The following is a 15,508-nucleotide window of genomic DNA, read 5'->3' as shown; positions in this document are numbered from 1 at the left end:
AGGGGTGGCTCAGGATTCGAAGAAGGCCAGCACGTCTTCCTTGCGCGCCTGGGTATCGCGCTGACCCAGACGGATCAAGTCGCAAGTATACGATGATTCGAACAACAAATACGAAGCCAGCGCCGCGCCGCGCGTTTCGGTGGCGCCGATACCCGACAACATGGTGCGGATCGGCGCCGGCAGGCTGCCCACGTGGCGGCTGGCGATATCGTCGAGGCGCTCGGACGGCGCGATCACCAGCAGCTTGACCGGCTTGAGCGGCGTCTGCTCGAGCAGATGCTCTGGCAGCAGAGACAGCGTCTTGTTGACCCGTTCGAGCCGCTCGATATCGACCGCCAGCGAATCGAGGAAGATCGACGACATGGCGTGGCCGGCGATCTGCGCCAGGCTCGGATACCGCGCCGCGCCGTGCTCCGCACCCGTGCGCGGCGCCTCGGTCAGGCGTCCCGCGCCCACCACCAGCACCTTGCGCGCACCGAGGTGGATGGCCGGCGAAATCGGCGCCAGCTGGCGCATCGAGCCGTCGCCGCAGAATTCGCGGTGGCCGCCAAAGAACAGCGGCGTGGGCGGAAAGATGAACGGGATCGCCGACGACGCCAGCAAGTGCTCCACGCCGATCTGGTCCTGCAGCGCCAGGCGCTGCATGCGCACCCACGGCGCGATGTCGGCGGCGGTCTGGTAAAAAGTGAGGTGGTTGCCGGCAGTGTAGGACGAGGCGGTGACGGCCAGCGCGTGCAGCAGGCCTTCGGACAGCACGGCGTCAAGCCGCGGCAAGTCGAGCATGCGGTGCAGCAGGCCGACCAGCGGAGTGTTGTCGAGCAGCGACGCGGGCGGCGCCGCGCGCCACTTGCGCAGCAGCCAGCCGAACGACAGCAAGGACAGCCAGCGCGCGCCCGAGCGCAGCACACCGAGCGAATCGGCGCGGTACACCTGTCCCACTTCGATGTTCTGCCAGACGTCGAGCAGCTTTTGCACGCCCTCGCCGAAGTTGTCGGCGCGGCAGGCCAGCGCGGTGGCGTTGATGGCCCCGGCCGACGTGCCGCAGATGATATCGAACGGGTTGCGTGCCGGCGGCCAGCCCGCTTCCCACAAGATCCCGGAGATGGCCTGTAACACCCCCACCTGGTAGGCCGCGCGCGCGCCGCCGCCGGTGAGGATCAGGCCTGTTTTCTTTTGACGTCCCATGACGCCAGAGTAGCAGGTTTAATCCCCCAGCACCACGCCTTCGCGGCGCGGATCGGCGCCGCCGAACCACTGTGGTTTGCCGCCCACGACGCGGCGCTGGATGCCCTGCAAACCCGAGTTCTGCTCGGTCTCGCGCACCTCGTGGCCGCGCGCTTTCAGTTGCGCGATCACTGAGGCGCTCACGCGATTTTTTTCCAGCTCGGTGGGGCCGTTGCGGCTACCGAGGTTGGGCAGGCTGATGGCCTGCTGGACGTCGAGCTGCCAGTCCAGCGTACCGACCAGCACCTTGGCCACGTAGTTGATGATGGTCGAGCCGCCCGGCGAGCCGGTGGCCAGCACCAGCCGGTGGGTGCCCTTGTCGAACACCAGGGTGGGCGACATGGCGCTGCGCGGGCGCTTGCCGGCCTGCACCCGGTTGGCGATCGGACCGTTCTCGTCCTGCGAGTCGAATGAAAAATCGGTGAGCTGGTTGTTGAGCATGAAGCCATCTACCATCTGGCGCGAACCGAAGGCGTCTTCCACCGACGTCGTCATCGACAGCCCGCCGCCGAAGGCGTCCACCGCCACCAGGTGCGAGGTCGATGGCTTGTCGATGGCAGTGTCAGCGCCCCACGCCACGTCCATGGTGTCGGGCGTGCCGTAGTTGGCGCGGCCCATCGACTTGTCGCCGATCAGTGCGGCGCGTTTGGCCAGGTAGCGCTTATCGAGCAGGGCCGAGACGCCCTTGCCCGGCAGCGGCACGAAATCGGTATCGGCCACGTAGCGGTTGCGGTCCGCGTACGCCAGCCGCCCTGCTTCACTGAACAGGTGGATGCCCTCGGCGGTCAGCATGCCGCCCACCGGCTTGTAGGGGCTGATGTCCTTCACTTCCAGGATGCCGAGCATCTGCGCAATCGCGATCCCGCCAGACGATGGCGGCGGCGCGCCGCACACGGTCCACGCCTTGTAGTCGCTGCAGATCGGCGCGCGCTCCCTGGCCTGGTAGCCGGCGATGTCGGCGGCGGTCAGCTTGCCAGGATTGGTGGGATGGCTGGAGACCTTGGCGACGATGTCGCGCGCGATGCGGCCCTTGTAAAAAGCGTCGGCGCCGCCGTCGGCGATTTCGCGCAGGGTGCGCGCCAGCTCGGGGTTTTTCAGAATGTAGCCGACCGGGCGCGGTTGGCCCGCGTCGTCAAAAAAGTACGCGCGCGCCACCGGATCGCGGGCCAGGTACTTGTCCCACTTGAGCAGGGCATTTAAGCGCGGGCTGACGGCAAAGCCGTCGTCGGCCAGCTTGATGGCTGGCGCGAACAGGGCTTTCCACGGCAGGCGGCCGTGCTGCTGGTGCGCCAGTTCCAGCATGCGCAGCACGCCGGGGGCGCCGACCGAGCGGCCGCCGACCACGCCGGTCTCGCGCGAGACCGGTTTGCCGTCCTTGTCCTGGAACAGGTGTTCGTCGGCAGCGGCCGGCGCGGTTTCGCGGCCGTCGTACGACTGCACGCGCTTGCCGTCGGAGTACAGCAGGAACGAGCCGCCGCCGATGCCCGACGACTGCGGCTCCACCAGCGTGAGCACCAGCTGGGTGGCAATCGCCGCATCGATGGCGGCGCCGCCCTGCTTGAGCATCTGGTAGCCGGCCTGGGTGGCCAGCGGATTGGCGGCAGCGACCATGAATTTCTGCGACGACTTGCCTGCCTTTTCGGCGTAGCCGGTGGCGATCTCGGGAGCCACGTCGTGGTTAACGCCGGGCACCTTGGCAGGCGCTTGTAACTGGGCATAAACGGGAGCGTGCAATACCCCCAGCATGGCGGCGGCAAGCGCCAGTGTCTTCAAACGAATCATGGGTTCTCCGGATCGGGGCGCGCAACCTGCGGCGCGCCTGAACGGCCATCGTACACGAAATCGTATAAATGGTTCAGCGGTGAACTACACGTGAACTACTGGTGAACCTCATGCACTGTGATTATTTTGCGGCCATGCGGATGGCGCCATCCAACCGTATGACTTCGCCATTGAGCATGGTGTTCTCGACTATCGCCCGCGCCAGTTGCGCGTACTCGTCCGGCTTGCCCAGGCGTGGCGGGAACGGCACCATGGCGCCGAGCGCATCGCGCACTTCCTGCGGCATGCCGAGCATCATCGGCGTTTCGAAAATACCGGGCGCGATCGCCATCACGCGGATGCCGCTGCGCGCCAGGTCGCGCGCCATCGGCAAGGTCAGTCCCGCTACCGCCGCCTTGGACGATGCATACGCGGCCTGTCCCATCTGGCCATCGTACGCCGCCACCGACGCCGTGTTGATGATCACCCCGCGCTCGCCGTTGTCGAGCGGCACGGTTTTACTCATTGCTTCGGCCGCCAGGCGCGCCATATTGAAGGTGCCTACCAGGTTGATCGCCACCACGCGCTGGAACAGTTCCAGCGCGTGGGCGCCTTCCTTGCCGACGGTTTTGGCCGCTGGCGCGATGCCGGCGCAGTTGACCAGGCCGCGCAATGGTCCGAGCGCGGTCGCCGCCGCCACCGCTGCCTGGGCGTCGGCTTCGAGCGTGACGTCGCAGCGCACGAACACGCCGGCAAGTTCCGCCGCCAGCGCCTGGCCGCCCTCTTCCTGCACGTCGGCCAGCACCACTTTGCCGCCCGCCTGCGCCAGCATGCGCGCAGTGGCCGCGCCCAGGCCCGAGGCGCCGCCGCTGATGATGAATACCTGGTCTTTTATTTGCATGGTGTCTCCACGGTTGACGTTGATCCTAAGTTGACGTTTACTTTACGTTTACGTAAACGTCATGATCGTCATTGTAGCCATATTCAGCGTGGAGAGATATACCGGCCGCTCAGCACTGGATGAAAGCGCCGTTGCGCGAGCACAGCTTGCCGCTGGGGCTGACTACCGTGTTGCCGGGACCGTTGTTGTAGCGCTGGCCGTTGGGGCCGTTGCAGCCGGCAGCGTCGCAGCCGGCGGTGGGCACCGGTGCGCCGGGCCGCGCGCCCGGATCCGAGCGCGGTGGCGTCGCTGGCGTGGTCGGTGTGGGCAATACCCGCGATGGCGTCGCAGGCATGCCCGCTGAGGGCAGCCCACGCGGCATGGCCGGCGTCTGCGCGCCCCTTGCCGGCGGCATGGCCTGGTCACGCGGATCGCTCTCGGCCGGCGACACCCGCTCGATCGCTTGCGGCACCGGCCGCCGTGGCATCGGGTCGAGCGCCTTGGCGGTGCGGCACGGTTCCTCGGCCAGGTGCTTGCCGTCGTCGCTGAGCTTGCAGGGCGGCAGCTTGGCGTAAGCCTCTTTTTCGGTATCGACCTCTGGCGCGCGCGGTTGCGGTGGCTGCTGCGTGGACTGCCTTGCCGGTTCGTCCGGCTGCTGGGCCCCGGCCCCGGTGCACAGCAAGGCGGCGGCCAGGCCAACTGCTGCAGCTGCCGCAGCGGCGCCCAGCCGGGTGTTTAATTTGACTTGATGCATGGTGATCTCCTCCTGCCTGTTATGGCGCCAGCCTACCCCGTTCAAGGCGGGGTCGGCGCGCGGCAGGAGGCGCGGTTCATCGGCCCGGCAGCACCATCACATCCGGCGCCACGACCGGCGCCGGTGCGGGGGCATGCGCCAGCACCGGCGCGCTCACCGCCAGCCAGCCCGAGGCCGGCAACAGCGGCACCAGCAGCAGCGCCACGATATTGATGATCTTGATCAGCGGGTTGATCGCAGGGCCGGCCGTGTCCTTGTACGGGTCGCCGACGGTGTCGCCGGTGACGGCTGCCTTGTGCGCTTCGGAACCCTTGCCGCCGTGGTGGCCGTCCTCGATGTATTTCTTGGCATTGTCCCAGGCGCCGCCGCCGGTGGTCATGGAAATGGCCACGAACAGCCCGGTGATGATGGTCCCCATCAGCATGCCACCGAGCGCGGCCGCGCCCAGCAACATGCCGACGATGACCGGCACCACCACCGGCAGCAGCGACGGGATGATCATTTCGCGGATCGCCGAGGCGGTCAGCATGTCCACCGCCTTGTCATATTCCGGCTTGGCCGTGCCTTCCATGATGCCCTTGATATCGCGGAACTGGCGCCGCACTTCCACCACCACGGCGCCGGCCGCGCGCCCCACCGCTTCCATCGCCATCGCGCCGAACAGGTACGGTATCAGGCCGCCGATGATCAGGCCCACGATCACCATCGGATTCGACAGGTCGAACAGCACGCTGCGCCCGGCCGATTCCAGCGCGTGGGTATAGTCGGCAAACAGCACCAGCGAGGCCAGGCCCGCCGAGCCGATCGCGTAGCCCTTGGTGACGGCCTTGGTGGTATTGCCCACCGCGTCGAGCGGATCGGTAATGGCCCGTACCGATTCCGGCATGCCGGCCATTTCGGCGATGCCGCCGGCGTTGTCGGTGATCGGGCCGTAAGCGTCGAGCGCCACCACGATGCCGGCCATCGACAGCATGGACGTGGCCGCAATCGCCACGCCGTACAACTGGCCCAGCTGGTAGGAGACCAAAATCGCCGCACACACGGCCAGCACCGGGTACGCGGTGGACTTCATCGATACGCCGAGGCCGGCGATGATGTTGGTGCCGTGGCCGGTGGTGGACGCCTGGGCGATATGCTTGACCGGCGCAAAATCGGTGCCGGTGTAGTACTCGGTGATGTACACCATCAACCCGGTGAGCACGATGCCCACCACCGTGCAGCCCAGGAGCCGCAGGCGTACCGACGGGTCGAGCCACACGTACCAGGTGACGGCAATAAAGCCCAGCAGCGACAGCCCGGCCGCCCACCACAGCCCCGTGTACAGCGCCGACATGATCTTCTTGCCCGGCTTGGCCTTGACCATCGAGCAGCCGATGATGGAGGCAAGGATCGACACCGCGCCCAGCAGCAGCGGGTACACGACGGCAGCGACCGGCGCGCTCACCATCAGCAAGGCGCCCAGCAGCATGGTGGCGATCAGCGTGACCACATAGGTTTCGAACAGGTCGGCGGCCATGCCGGCGCAGTCGCCGACGTTGTCACCGACGTTATCGGCGATCACGGCCGGGTTGCGCGGGTCGTCCTCGGGGATGCCCGCTTCCACCTTGCCCACCAGGTCGGCGCCCACGTCGGCGCCCTTGGTGAAGATGCCGCCGCCCAGCCGGGCAAAAATCGAGATCAGCGAGGCCCCGAACGCCAGGCCGATCAGCGGCTCGATCAGTTGATGGGTATTGACGGTGGCGGCGGCCAGGTCGGCCGGCAGGCCGGCGGTCAGGTACATATAGAACAGCACCACGCCCAGCAAACCGAGGCCGACCACCAGCATGCCGGTAATCGCGCCGCCGCGAAAGGCCACGTCGAGCGCCGCGTTCATGCCCCTGGTTGCCGCCTGCGCGGTGCGCACATTGGCGCGCACCGAGACGTTCATGCCGATGAAGCCGCACGCGCCCGAGAGCACGGCGCCGATCAGAAAGCCGAGCGCGGTATTGAAGTCGAGGAAGATGGCAATCAGGATCAGCAGCACCACGCCCACCAGGCCGATGGTGCGGTACTGGCGCGCCAGGTAGGCGGCGGCGCCCTGCTGGATGGCCAGCGCGATTTCCTGCATGCGCGCGTTGCCGGGGTCCTGGCGCAAGATCCAGCTGCGCGACCACAGGCCATAAATGACGGCGATAACGCCGCAACCGACTGCTAACCACAAACTGGCTGCCATAGTGTCTCCCCTTTTGTTATCGAACGAACTGCGGACCCAACTGCGAACACACAACACGTCAAAACGGGGACACCTGAACAGCCATGAAAAAAGCGGACGCTCGGTCCGCTTTCAGGCCTTATTCAGCCAGCGCTGCAAAAACGCTGTCGCGGATTTGCTCCACCGCGCCGACCCCGGTAATACGGCGATACTTCGGTGCACCTTCGGCACCCGACTTGGCCCAGTCGTTGTAATAGCCGAGCAGTACTTCGGTCTGGTTGTGATACACGTCCAGGCGTTTTTTCACGGTCTCGGCCTTGTCGTCGTCGCGCTGCACCAGGTCTTCGCCAGTGACATCGTCCTTGCCGTCAACTTTCGGCGGGTTGAACTTGACGTGGTAAACCCGGCCCGAACCGGGATGGCAGCGGCGGCCGTCCATGCGTTCGATGATGGACGCGTCGGGCACGTCGATTTCCAGCACGTAGTCGACATTGATGCCGGCTTCTTTCATGGCGTCCGCTTGCGGAATGGTGCGCGGGAAACCGTCGAACAGGTAGCCGTTGGCGCAGTCGTCCTGCTTCAGGCGTTCCTTGACCAGGCCGATGATCAGGTCGTCGGAGACCAGGCCGCCAGCGTCCATCACCTGCTTGGCCGCCAGGCCCAATTCCGTGCCCGCCTTGATCGCGGCACGCAGCATGTCGCCGGTGGAGATCTGCGGAATATTGTATTTCTCTTTGATGAAATTAGCCTGGGTGCCCTTGCCGGCCCCTGGTGCTCCTAACAGAATCAGACGCATGAAGTTTCCTAAAAACAGATTTTTGGAGGGTGTGGTTGGTGTTGTTAGTTGTTGCGTGGACACAGTATTAATACTGATTATCCGACTATCTTGCTACGAAACTTACCACAAAACTTGGCCCATCAGCCAGTTTGATATCGTTTATACCGTTTGTCACAGGCAAAAACGCATTCTCGTGGGGATATTCGTATGAATAACGCACCACAATGGAACGTTATAGCAGCATCACCGGCCCGGTCGGCTTGATGTGGATCAAGCCCGTTTAATAGAGCAAGCGCACCCGGGCCAGATCTTCCGGCGTATCGACGCCGGCCGCTGGCGCCGTGTCGGTCACGTGCACCGCGATCGGATAGCCATGCCACAGCACCCGCAGTTGCTCGAGCGCTTCGATGCCCTCGAGCGGCGAGACGGCCAGCGCAGGATACGCTTGCAGGAAGTCGTTGCGGTACGCGTACAGGCCGATATGGCGCAGCGGCACATAGCCCGCCGGCAGATCAACCTGCGACTGCGCAAAGCCGTCGCGGTGCCACGGGATGGTGGCGCGCGAGAAGTACAGCGCGCGGGCGCGCTTGTCGAGCACCACCTTGACCACGTTGGGGTTGAAGGCGTCGGCGGCGTCGTGCAGCGGATGGGCGCAGGTGGCCATCGGCACGTCCGCGCCGATGCAGCCGGCAGCGGCCTGCAGCAGGCTCGGATCGATCAGCGGCTCGTCGCCTTGCAGGTTGACCACCACGGCATCGGGCGCCAGGTCGAGCGTACGCGCCACCTCGGCAATGCGGTCGGTGCCCGACGGATGGTCGGAGCGGGTCATGCACACTTCCACGCCATGCACCTGGCAGGCGGCGCGAATGTCGTCATGATCGGTGGCGACGATGATGCGCGCCGCCCCGGAGAGCTGGGCGCGCTCGGCCACCCGCACCACCATCGGCTTGCCGCCGAGATCGGCCAGCGGCTTGTTGGGCAGCCGGGTGGAAGCCAGCCGGGCCGGGATGATGACGACGAAGCCGGAACCTGGGTTGGACGGCGCGGACACTTATTCCGCCTTGTCCTGCAAGGTGCGGGCCTCGTCGGCCCACATGATGGGGATGCCGTCACGGATGGGGAACGCCAGGCGGTCGCCCTTGCAAATCATTTCCTGGGCCTTCTTATCGTACTCCAGGGGGCCTTTGCAGACCGGGCAAACCAGGATATCAAGCAATCTAGCGTCCACGACATTTCTCCACGATTTGGTCGGCCAGCGCGCCATCGATGTGCGCCGTGACCGGGACGACCCATAGTCGCGGGTCGCCTCTGAGTTCTTCAATTTGCGCACATTTTACTGCATCCTTCTCGGTGATCAAGATCACATCGGCGTGCAGGACGTCGAAAGGCCGGTCGCGGAAGTCGTGGTGGTCGGGCAAAGGCAGCTCGGCGATGGTCAGGCCGGCCGCCTTGAGCATGCCGAAAAACCGCGCCGGGTTGCCAATGCCGGCAGCGGCGGCCAGGCGCAGGCCGGGCTGCGCCAGGTCGGCGAACGGCTGGCGCCGGGTGCGATCGACCAGCTGCTCGGCGTGGCTGCCGGCCAGCGTCATCTGGCGTGGTGGCGGGTAGCCCCCCGCAAGCCCCACAGCAGGGGTCTGACCCCGTACGGGGTCAGACCCCACTGATGCCAGGGGTAAGCAGCCGACCGACCGCACCAGTGCATCGGTCAGCACCGGCGCATTGATCACCGTAAAATCGCGCCGGCGCGACACCGGCTCGCGCAGCGGACCGGCCGGCAGCAGCCAGCCGTTGCCGGCGCCGCGGCCGTCGAACAGGATGATTTCGATATCGCGCTGCAGCGCGTAGTGCTGCAAGCCGTCGTCGGTGAGCAGCACGTCGGTGTCCGGATAGGCGGCCAGCAAGGCGCGGCCGGTGGCGGCGCGGTCGCGCCCCACCATCACCGGGCAGCCGGTGCGCTGGCGGATCAGCAGCGGCTCGTCGCCGACCTCGGCCGGGGTGGCATCGGCGCCGACTTCACGCACGGTATCGGCCGCGCTGCCGTGGCCGCGCGAAATCACGCCGGGGCGCATGCCGCGCGCCTGCAAGGCCTGCACCAGCCAGATCGTCAGCGGCGTCTTGCCGGTGCCGCCGATGTAGATATTGCCGACCACCACCACCGGCACCGGCAGGCGCGACGACGCCAGCCAGCCGGCGCGGAACATGGCCGCGCGCGCGCCGCTGAGCGCGCCGAACAGCAGCGACACCGGCCAAAGCGCGCAGGCCAGCGGCCCCCGGCGCAACCAGTTGCGCGTCAGCGTCGCTTCCAGCACTACTTGCCGCCGCCAGTCTGCGCCGCGAATGTCAGCTTCTCGAAGCCGGCCACGCGCGCCGCTTCCATCACGTTCACCACCATCTGGTGCATGGCGAACTGGTCGGCGTTGACGATCACGACCGGCTCCTTGTCCTTCAGGCCACCCTTCTCGGCAGCGCCGCGCATGGCTTGCGCCAGCCCGGCCACGTCGCGAAACGAGACTGGGTCGCCATTGATGGTGTAGTTGCCCTTGGCGTCCACCGTCACGTTGAGTTCGAACGGTTTTTCCTCGGGCTTTTGCGCCTCGGCCGTCGGCAGCGTAATCTGCAATTCGGTGAACTTGCTGTAGGTGGTGGAGACCATCAGGAAAATCAGGATCACCAGCAGCACGTCGATGAACGGGATCAGGTTGATCTCGGGGTCTTCCCGGCCCTTGCCTTTGCGGAAATTCATGCCCGGTCCTTACTTGCGCTGGCGATGCACGACATCGACGAACTTGACCGCCTGCTGCTCCATGTCGATCACGAAGCTGTCCACCAGCGCGCGGAAGTGGCGATAGAACACCAGCGTCGGCATGGCAATCGCCAAACCAAAACCGGTGTTGTACAACGCTACCGAAATGCCGTGCGCCAACTGCGCCGGATTGGCGCCCGACGGGTTTTGCGATCCGAAGATCTCGATCATGCCCACCACCGTGCCGAACAGGCCCATCAGCGGCGCCAGCGTGGCGATGGTGCCCAGCGTGGTCAGAAAGCGCTCGAGCGTGTGGGCCACGCCGCTGCCGGCTTCCTCGATCGATTCCTTCATCACGTCGCGCGGGGCATCGACGTTGCGCAGCGCGGCCGACAGCACCGTGCCCAGCGGTGAACTCTTTGCCAGCTTGTCGAGGATGTCAGGCGTGATATTGCCGCCCCGATAGACCTGCACCACCTCGTCGAACAGTTGCTTCGGCAAGATCTTGGCGCGGCGCAGCGACAGCAAACGTTCGATGATCAGGGCCGTGGCAACGATCGAGGCGATCAGCAACAACCAGATGGGCCAACCTGCAGCTTGGAAAATGGCAAGCAAAACAAACTCCTGTGGATGAATTGAGCCGGGATTAACCCCGAAGGCGCAATGTATCTTGTTGAGCCCCGGTCGGCAAGGGACAGTTATGCCCACATTCTGTTGATAAGATTGTGTGCAAGCCACATCCTTACCTTCTATGCGATTGATTTCATTGATCTTTTTTGTTCTGAGCAAAATTCTGGCAAGGGGCCCTGCAGGCGCCTTGCAGCACCGGTTTCCACTGCGCGATGAAAGTTCTGCACAAATTATGTGGATAAGATTGTGCGCAAGCGCCAGCCTGGATGAGCAAGTCATTGATTCAAAACAAGTTTTTTTCAATGCGTAAAATTGACGCATGGCACATTCCCTGGCACCGACATCGCGTAGATAAACTTCTGCACATTTTATGTGGATAAAATTGTGCGCAAGGTCACGCCAACGGTGCAAGGTGGTTGATTTATAAGGACTTATCGACCTTGAGTAAAAAACTGGCAGCCCCATCCTGGCGCCGTTAAAAACCCCGTATTTCAGGCGCCGCAGCCAGAGCACCGGGTGCCATCCACACTGCACCCCAGCAGGCTGTGCCTTTCTGCACACATTGTGTGGATAAGATTGTGTGCAAGGCCTCAGCTACCACTCCAAGCCATTGAATTTAAACGGAATAAATTACATGCTGCAAAAAGCGGCAGCAGCCGTGCAGCGATCCGGCGCGCGGGATCGCTTGAAAACATCTTGCAAGTCACTTTTTGGGTGAAATTATGTCGAAAAAACACTTCGGTTGCATATAAACGACAGCCGATCGGCTATCCTGTCGCGGCGGACCAGGACCGGACTTTCCGTACTTTAGCTCTGGCGCATGGAAGAAAGTCGCGGTCGCGGCAGGCGGGACCGAAAGAAAGTGTCCCATAAGAAAATGTTGTTACTTTTGGAGATAATTGAGCTGCTGCCGTCCCCTTACCATGATCCGACACCTGCCATTGCAGGCAGACAGATCCTGTGGAGAAACCGTATGAAACTCAATAACCTAACCATTGCCCAGCGTTTGGGCATGGGCTTCGGGCTGGTGGCCGTCCTGCTGGTGATCGTGATCGTGCTGGGACTGACCAGCATGCGCGATATCCAGCAACGCATGGACGAGATCACGGAAGTGAACGGCGTCGAGACGCGCCTGGCACAGACGATGGACCTGACCGTGACCGAGCGCGCGCTGGCGATGCGCAACCTGATCCTGCTCAAGGAGCCGAAAGAGATCCAGATCGAAATCAAACGTATCGCCGACCAGCAGCAGAAGTACAGCAAGGCCCAGGAACAGCTGGCCCGGATGTTTACCACCTTGCAGGGCACATCGGCCGATGAGCGCGCACTGCTGGCACAGATACAAAAGCAGGCCGAACTGGCCGCACCGTATATCGAACGCGCCACTGCGCTGGCGCTCGCTGGCAAACAGGACGAAGCGTACACCTTGCTGCGCTTCGAGTTCCGTCCCGTGCAAAAAGCCTGGTGGGAACAGATCCGCAAGCTGGTCGGCATCGAGGAAAGGCAGAACAAGGAAGGTACCGAGGCCGCCGCGCAGGCCTACGACAGCGCGCGCAAGCTGATGCTGGTGACCGGCGCCCTGGCGCTGATCACCAGCATTGCCGCGGCGCTGCTGATCACGCGCGGCGTCACGCGCCAACTGGGCTGCGAGCCGGCAGAAGCCGCCATGATCGCCGGCCAGATCGCCGACGGCAACCTGGCGGTCGATATCGCGGTGCGCGCTGGCGACCAGCACAGCTTGCTGTTTGCGATGCGAACCATGCGCGACAGCCTGGCGCTGATTGTCAAGCAGGTGCATGACAGCACCGGGACCATCGCCAGCGCCGCCAGCCAGATTGCTTCGGGCAACCTCGACCTGTCTTCGCGCACCGAGCAGCAAGCCAGTACGCTGGAGGAAACCGCTTCCTCGATGGAAGAGCTGACCAGCACCGTACGGATCAACAACGACAATGCCCAGCAGGCCAATGGGCTGGCCGAAACGGCATCCGACGTCGCCGCCAAGGGTGGCGCGGTGGTGGCGCAGGTGGTCGACACCATGGCCGCCATCGACGTCTCGGCGCGCAAGATCGTCGACATTATCGGCGTGATCGACGGGATCGCCTTCCAGACCAATATCCTGGCGCTGAACGCGGCGGTGGAAGCGGCGCGCGCCGGTGAACAGGGCCGTGGCTTCGCCGTGGTCGCCACCGAGGTGCGCAACCTGGCCCAGCGCTCGGCGGCCGCAGCCAGGGAAATCAAGGACCTGATCGGCGACTCGGTGGAAAAAGTAAAGACCGGCAACCGCCTGGTCGACCAGGCGGGTTCCACCATGCACGAGGTGGTGGCCAGCGTCAGGCGGGTCACCGACATCATGGCCGAGATGATGTCCGCCAGCAAGGAGCAGGCCTCGGGGATCGAACAGATCAATACTGCCGTCACGCAAATGGATGACGTCACCCAGCAGAACGCCGCCCTGGTCGAACAGGCTGCTGCGGCGGCGCAAGCGATGCAGGAGCAGGTCAACAGCCTCAATGCTGTGGTGAGCGTGTTCCGGCTCGGCGAGCGCACCAGCTTGCCGGCGCCAGCGCCAGCCTCGCGGCAGGCGCGGCCAGCGGTGCCGGCACCCCGCCCCGCGCAGCGCCAGCTGGCCGTACGCAAGCCCGCCCTTGCCAAGGCCGCCGACCCGCAATGGGAACAGTTCTGACGCCAGGAGTACTTTCATGATCGCATTGAACAAGATCGATAACCGGGCCGGCGCCGCGCCGCAAATCTTCTGGCATGCAGGGCAAGTCACCGCAGGGGAGCGCGGCCGCCAGCTCGGCCAGCAAGCGGCGACCGTATGGCTCACGGGCCTCAGCGGCGCCGGCAAATCCACCCTGGCCTGCGCGCTCGAACACAGCCTGATCGAAGCGGGCCGCGCCGCTTACGTGCTGGACGGCGACAATCTGCGGCACCACCTGAACCGCGACCTCGGCTTTTCACCTGCTGACCGCCAGGAAAACATCCGCCGCAGCGCCGAGGTGGCAAAGCTGATGAATGATGCCGGGCTGATCGTCATCTGCGCCTTCATCTCGCCGCTGCGCGCGGACCGCGACATGGCGCGCCAGATCATCGGCGAAAGCAACTTCATCGAAACCTACCTCAGCACGCAACGCGCGGTGTGCGAGGCACGCGACCCCAAGGGCTTGTACCGCAAGGCCCGCGCCGGCCTGATTGCGGAATTTACCGGCGTCTCCGCCCCTTACGAAGTGCCGCTGCAGCCGAGCCTGGTGTTCGATACCGACGCGCACTCGGTGGCAGAATGCTGCGCGCAAATCTACCGGCACCTGGCGCCGCGCTTCGTGCGGGAGGCCGCATGAGCGCCGTGCAAGTGCCGACACGACCGCGTCCGGCGTTGATGATCCCGCTGCGCCGCTGCGGCAGCCACGCCTTGCGCCTGCGGCTGAACCTGTCGCCCGAATTCTATTCGCCGTACCCGCTGCACATCGTCGACCTGATGCCGCTGGTGCCGCTGTACGGCGACCTGCGCGACGACCACGCCTACTTTCGCATGGTGGTCGACGTGGTCGGCCTGCAGGCGGCCAGCATGGTCAAGTGGCCCGACCTGGCATTCGATCCGGTCGATATTTTCGAGGCGATCCGGCACCGGCCGCGCAGCATCCACAGCATCGTCTGGGAACTGCTGCTGCGCGCCGGCCAGCGCCGCCAGGCCCGCGTGGTGATGGACAAGTCGCTCGACAGCGTGCATGACGCCGACGAGCTGATGGCGCTGCACCCGGACCTGCTGTTCATCAACGTGGTACGCGATCCGCGCGCCCAGGTGGCGTCGATGAACCGCGCCATCATCCACGAATTCGATACCCTGCTCAATGCCCGCATCTGGCTGCGCGCGCACCAGGCGGCCGACCAGGTGACCGCGCGCTATCCCGACCGCGTGCTGACCATCCGCTACGAAGACTTTCTGTCCCATCAGCAAGCGACGCTGGAAACGATCTGCCGCTTTCTCGGCATCGCCTTCCTGCCGCGCATGCTCGATGTCGCCGCCTCGCCGGAAGCACGCCAGATTGCCCAGTTGTCGGCGCTCTGGTCCTCCAATTGCCATGCGCCGATCGCCGCCAACATCGACAAGTTCAGGCAACAGCTGTCGTCCGACGAGATCAATGTCATCGAAACCATCACCGGGCCGTACATGGACCGCTACGGCTACGCCAGGCTGTCCGGGGGCGACGCCGTGATTACCGACGCCATGCACGTGGACGCGCTGGCGCGCTCGGTGGCCGGGCGCGAAGGCGCCTGGCGCGACCTGGAACAGGCCAATTTCCGCGATTACGTGCTGCGCCGCAGCCGCGCCGATTACCTGGCGCAACTGGGCGCGCGGCTGGCCAGGCAGGCGGCCGAACCGGCACGCAGTGCCCCTGCCGTCCTCGACGAGCTCGATCCGGCGAGCTTCGAAGTGACGGATTAGCAGGCGCCGCGCGCCACGGCTGTCCCCAAGTAATGAACACATTTTGTGGATAACTTTGTGTGTAACCGTGGCCCGCTCGGCCAAAGTCCTTGATCCGTAAGGG

14 protein-coding genes are annotated in these 15,508 nt (G+C 64.8%); 3 read left to right on the top strand and 11 right to left on the bottom strand.

Translation table 11 applies throughout. The features are described 5' to 3' along the window. Window positions 1-9 precede the first annotated feature (9 nt). From J2X54_RS22785 to J2X54_RS22735, 11 genes are all read right to left on the bottom strand, one after another. A complete protein-coding gene (locus J2X54_RS22785; protein ID WP_310184117.1) occupies window positions 10-1,185 on the bottom strand; it encodes a patatin-like phospholipase family protein in 1,176 nt (391 codons plus the stop codon). A gap of 18 nt (window positions 1,186-1,203) precedes the next feature. Beyond that, the gene (ggt, locus tag J2X54_RS22780) at window positions 1,204-3,006 is read right to left on the bottom strand and encodes a gamma-glutamyltransferase (RefSeq protein ID WP_310184116.1); all 1,803 of its coding nucleotides are present in this window, start codon (window positions 3,004-3,006) and stop codon (window positions 1,204-1,206) included. Window positions 3,007-3,127: 121 nt separating this feature from the next. Continuing rightward, entirely contained in the window at window positions 3,128-3,886 is a 759-nt protein-coding gene (locus J2X54_RS22775) for an SDR family NAD(P)-dependent oxidoreductase (protein ID WP_310184115.1), read from the bottom strand. 109 nt (window positions 3,887-3,995) lie between these two features. Further along, window positions 3,996-4,619, bottom strand: coding sequence for a hypothetical protein (locus J2X54_RS22770; RefSeq protein WP_070249425.1), 624 nt, complete (start codon window positions 4,617-4,619; stop codon window positions 3,996-3,998). Between the two features lie 76 nt (window positions 4,620-4,695). Then, window positions 4,696-6,831, bottom strand: a complete 2,136-nt coding sequence (locus J2X54_RS22765) for a sodium-translocating pyrophosphatase (protein WP_310184113.1) — start codon at window positions 6,829-6,831, stop codon at window positions 4,696-4,698. Between the two features lie 118 nt (window positions 6,832-6,949). Beyond that, entirely contained in the window at window positions 6,950-7,606 is a 657-nt protein-coding gene (gene adk / locus J2X54_RS22760) for an adenylate kinase (protein WP_056139010.1), read from the bottom strand. Between the two features lie 262 nt (window positions 7,607-7,868). Beyond that, window positions 7,869-8,639, bottom strand: coding sequence for a 3-deoxy-manno-octulosonate cytidylyltransferase (gene kdsB / locus J2X54_RS22755; RefSeq protein ID WP_310184112.1), 771 nt, complete (start codon window positions 8,637-8,639; stop codon window positions 7,869-7,871). Continuing rightward, window positions 8,640-8,816, bottom strand: coding sequence for a Trm112 family protein (locus J2X54_RS22750; RefSeq protein ID WP_071651656.1), 177 nt, complete (start codon window positions 8,814-8,816; stop codon window positions 8,640-8,642). Continuing rightward, window positions 8,806-9,897 (bottom strand): tetraacyldisaccharide 4'-kinase, encoded by a 1,092-nt coding sequence (lpxK, locus tag J2X54_RS22745; protein ID WP_310184111.1) that lies wholly within the window; start codon window positions 9,895-9,897, stop codon window positions 8,806-8,808. Before lpxK ends, J2X54_RS22750 begins: the two co-directional genes overlap by 11 nt. Next, complete coding sequence (locus J2X54_RS22740) at window positions 9,897-10,331, bottom strand: biopolymer transporter ExbD (RefSeq protein ID WP_310184110.1); 435 nt, start codon at window positions 10,329-10,331, stop codon at window positions 9,897-9,899. The genes lpxK and J2X54_RS22740 overlap by 1 nt, the downstream gene beginning before the upstream one ends. Window positions 10,332-10,340: 9 nt before the next feature. Then, complete coding sequence (locus J2X54_RS22735) at window positions 10,341-10,946, bottom strand: MotA/TolQ/ExbB proton channel family protein (RefSeq protein WP_310184109.1); 606 nt, start codon at window positions 10,944-10,946, stop codon at window positions 10,341-10,343. A 988-nt stretch (window positions 10,947-11,934) separates the two neighbouring features. Here J2X54_RS22735 and J2X54_RS22730 point away from each other — a divergent pair. The 3 genes from J2X54_RS22730 to J2X54_RS22720 are packed head-to-tail and all read left to right on the top strand — an operon-like array spanning window position 11,935 to window position 15,405. Then, entirely contained in the window at window positions 11,935-13,644 is a 1,710-nt protein-coding gene (locus tag J2X54_RS22730) for a methyl-accepting chemotaxis protein (RefSeq protein WP_070249419.1), read from the top strand. Between the two features lie 16 nt (window positions 13,645-13,660). Next, complete coding sequence (gene cysC, locus J2X54_RS22725) at window positions 13,661-14,299, top strand: adenylyl-sulfate kinase (protein WP_310184107.1); 639 nt, start codon at window positions 13,661-13,663, stop codon at window positions 14,297-14,299. After that, complete coding sequence (locus J2X54_RS22720; protein WP_310184106.1) at window positions 14,296-15,405, top strand: sulfotransferase; 1,110 nt, start codon at window positions 14,296-14,298, stop codon at window positions 15,403-15,405. The genes cysC and J2X54_RS22720 overlap by 4 nt, the downstream gene beginning before the upstream one ends. Window positions 15,406-15,508: the final 103 nt, after the last annotated feature.

It is taken from the genome of Duganella sp. 3397, from assembly GCF_031456625.1.
Taxonomy (GTDB): domain Bacteria; phylum Pseudomonadota; class Gammaproteobacteria; order Burkholderiales; family Burkholderiaceae_D; genus Rugamonas; species Rugamonas phyllosphaerae.
The sequence above is the reverse complement of the archived record's forward strand: the minus strand, read 5'-3'. Positions and strand labels throughout refer to the sequence as shown.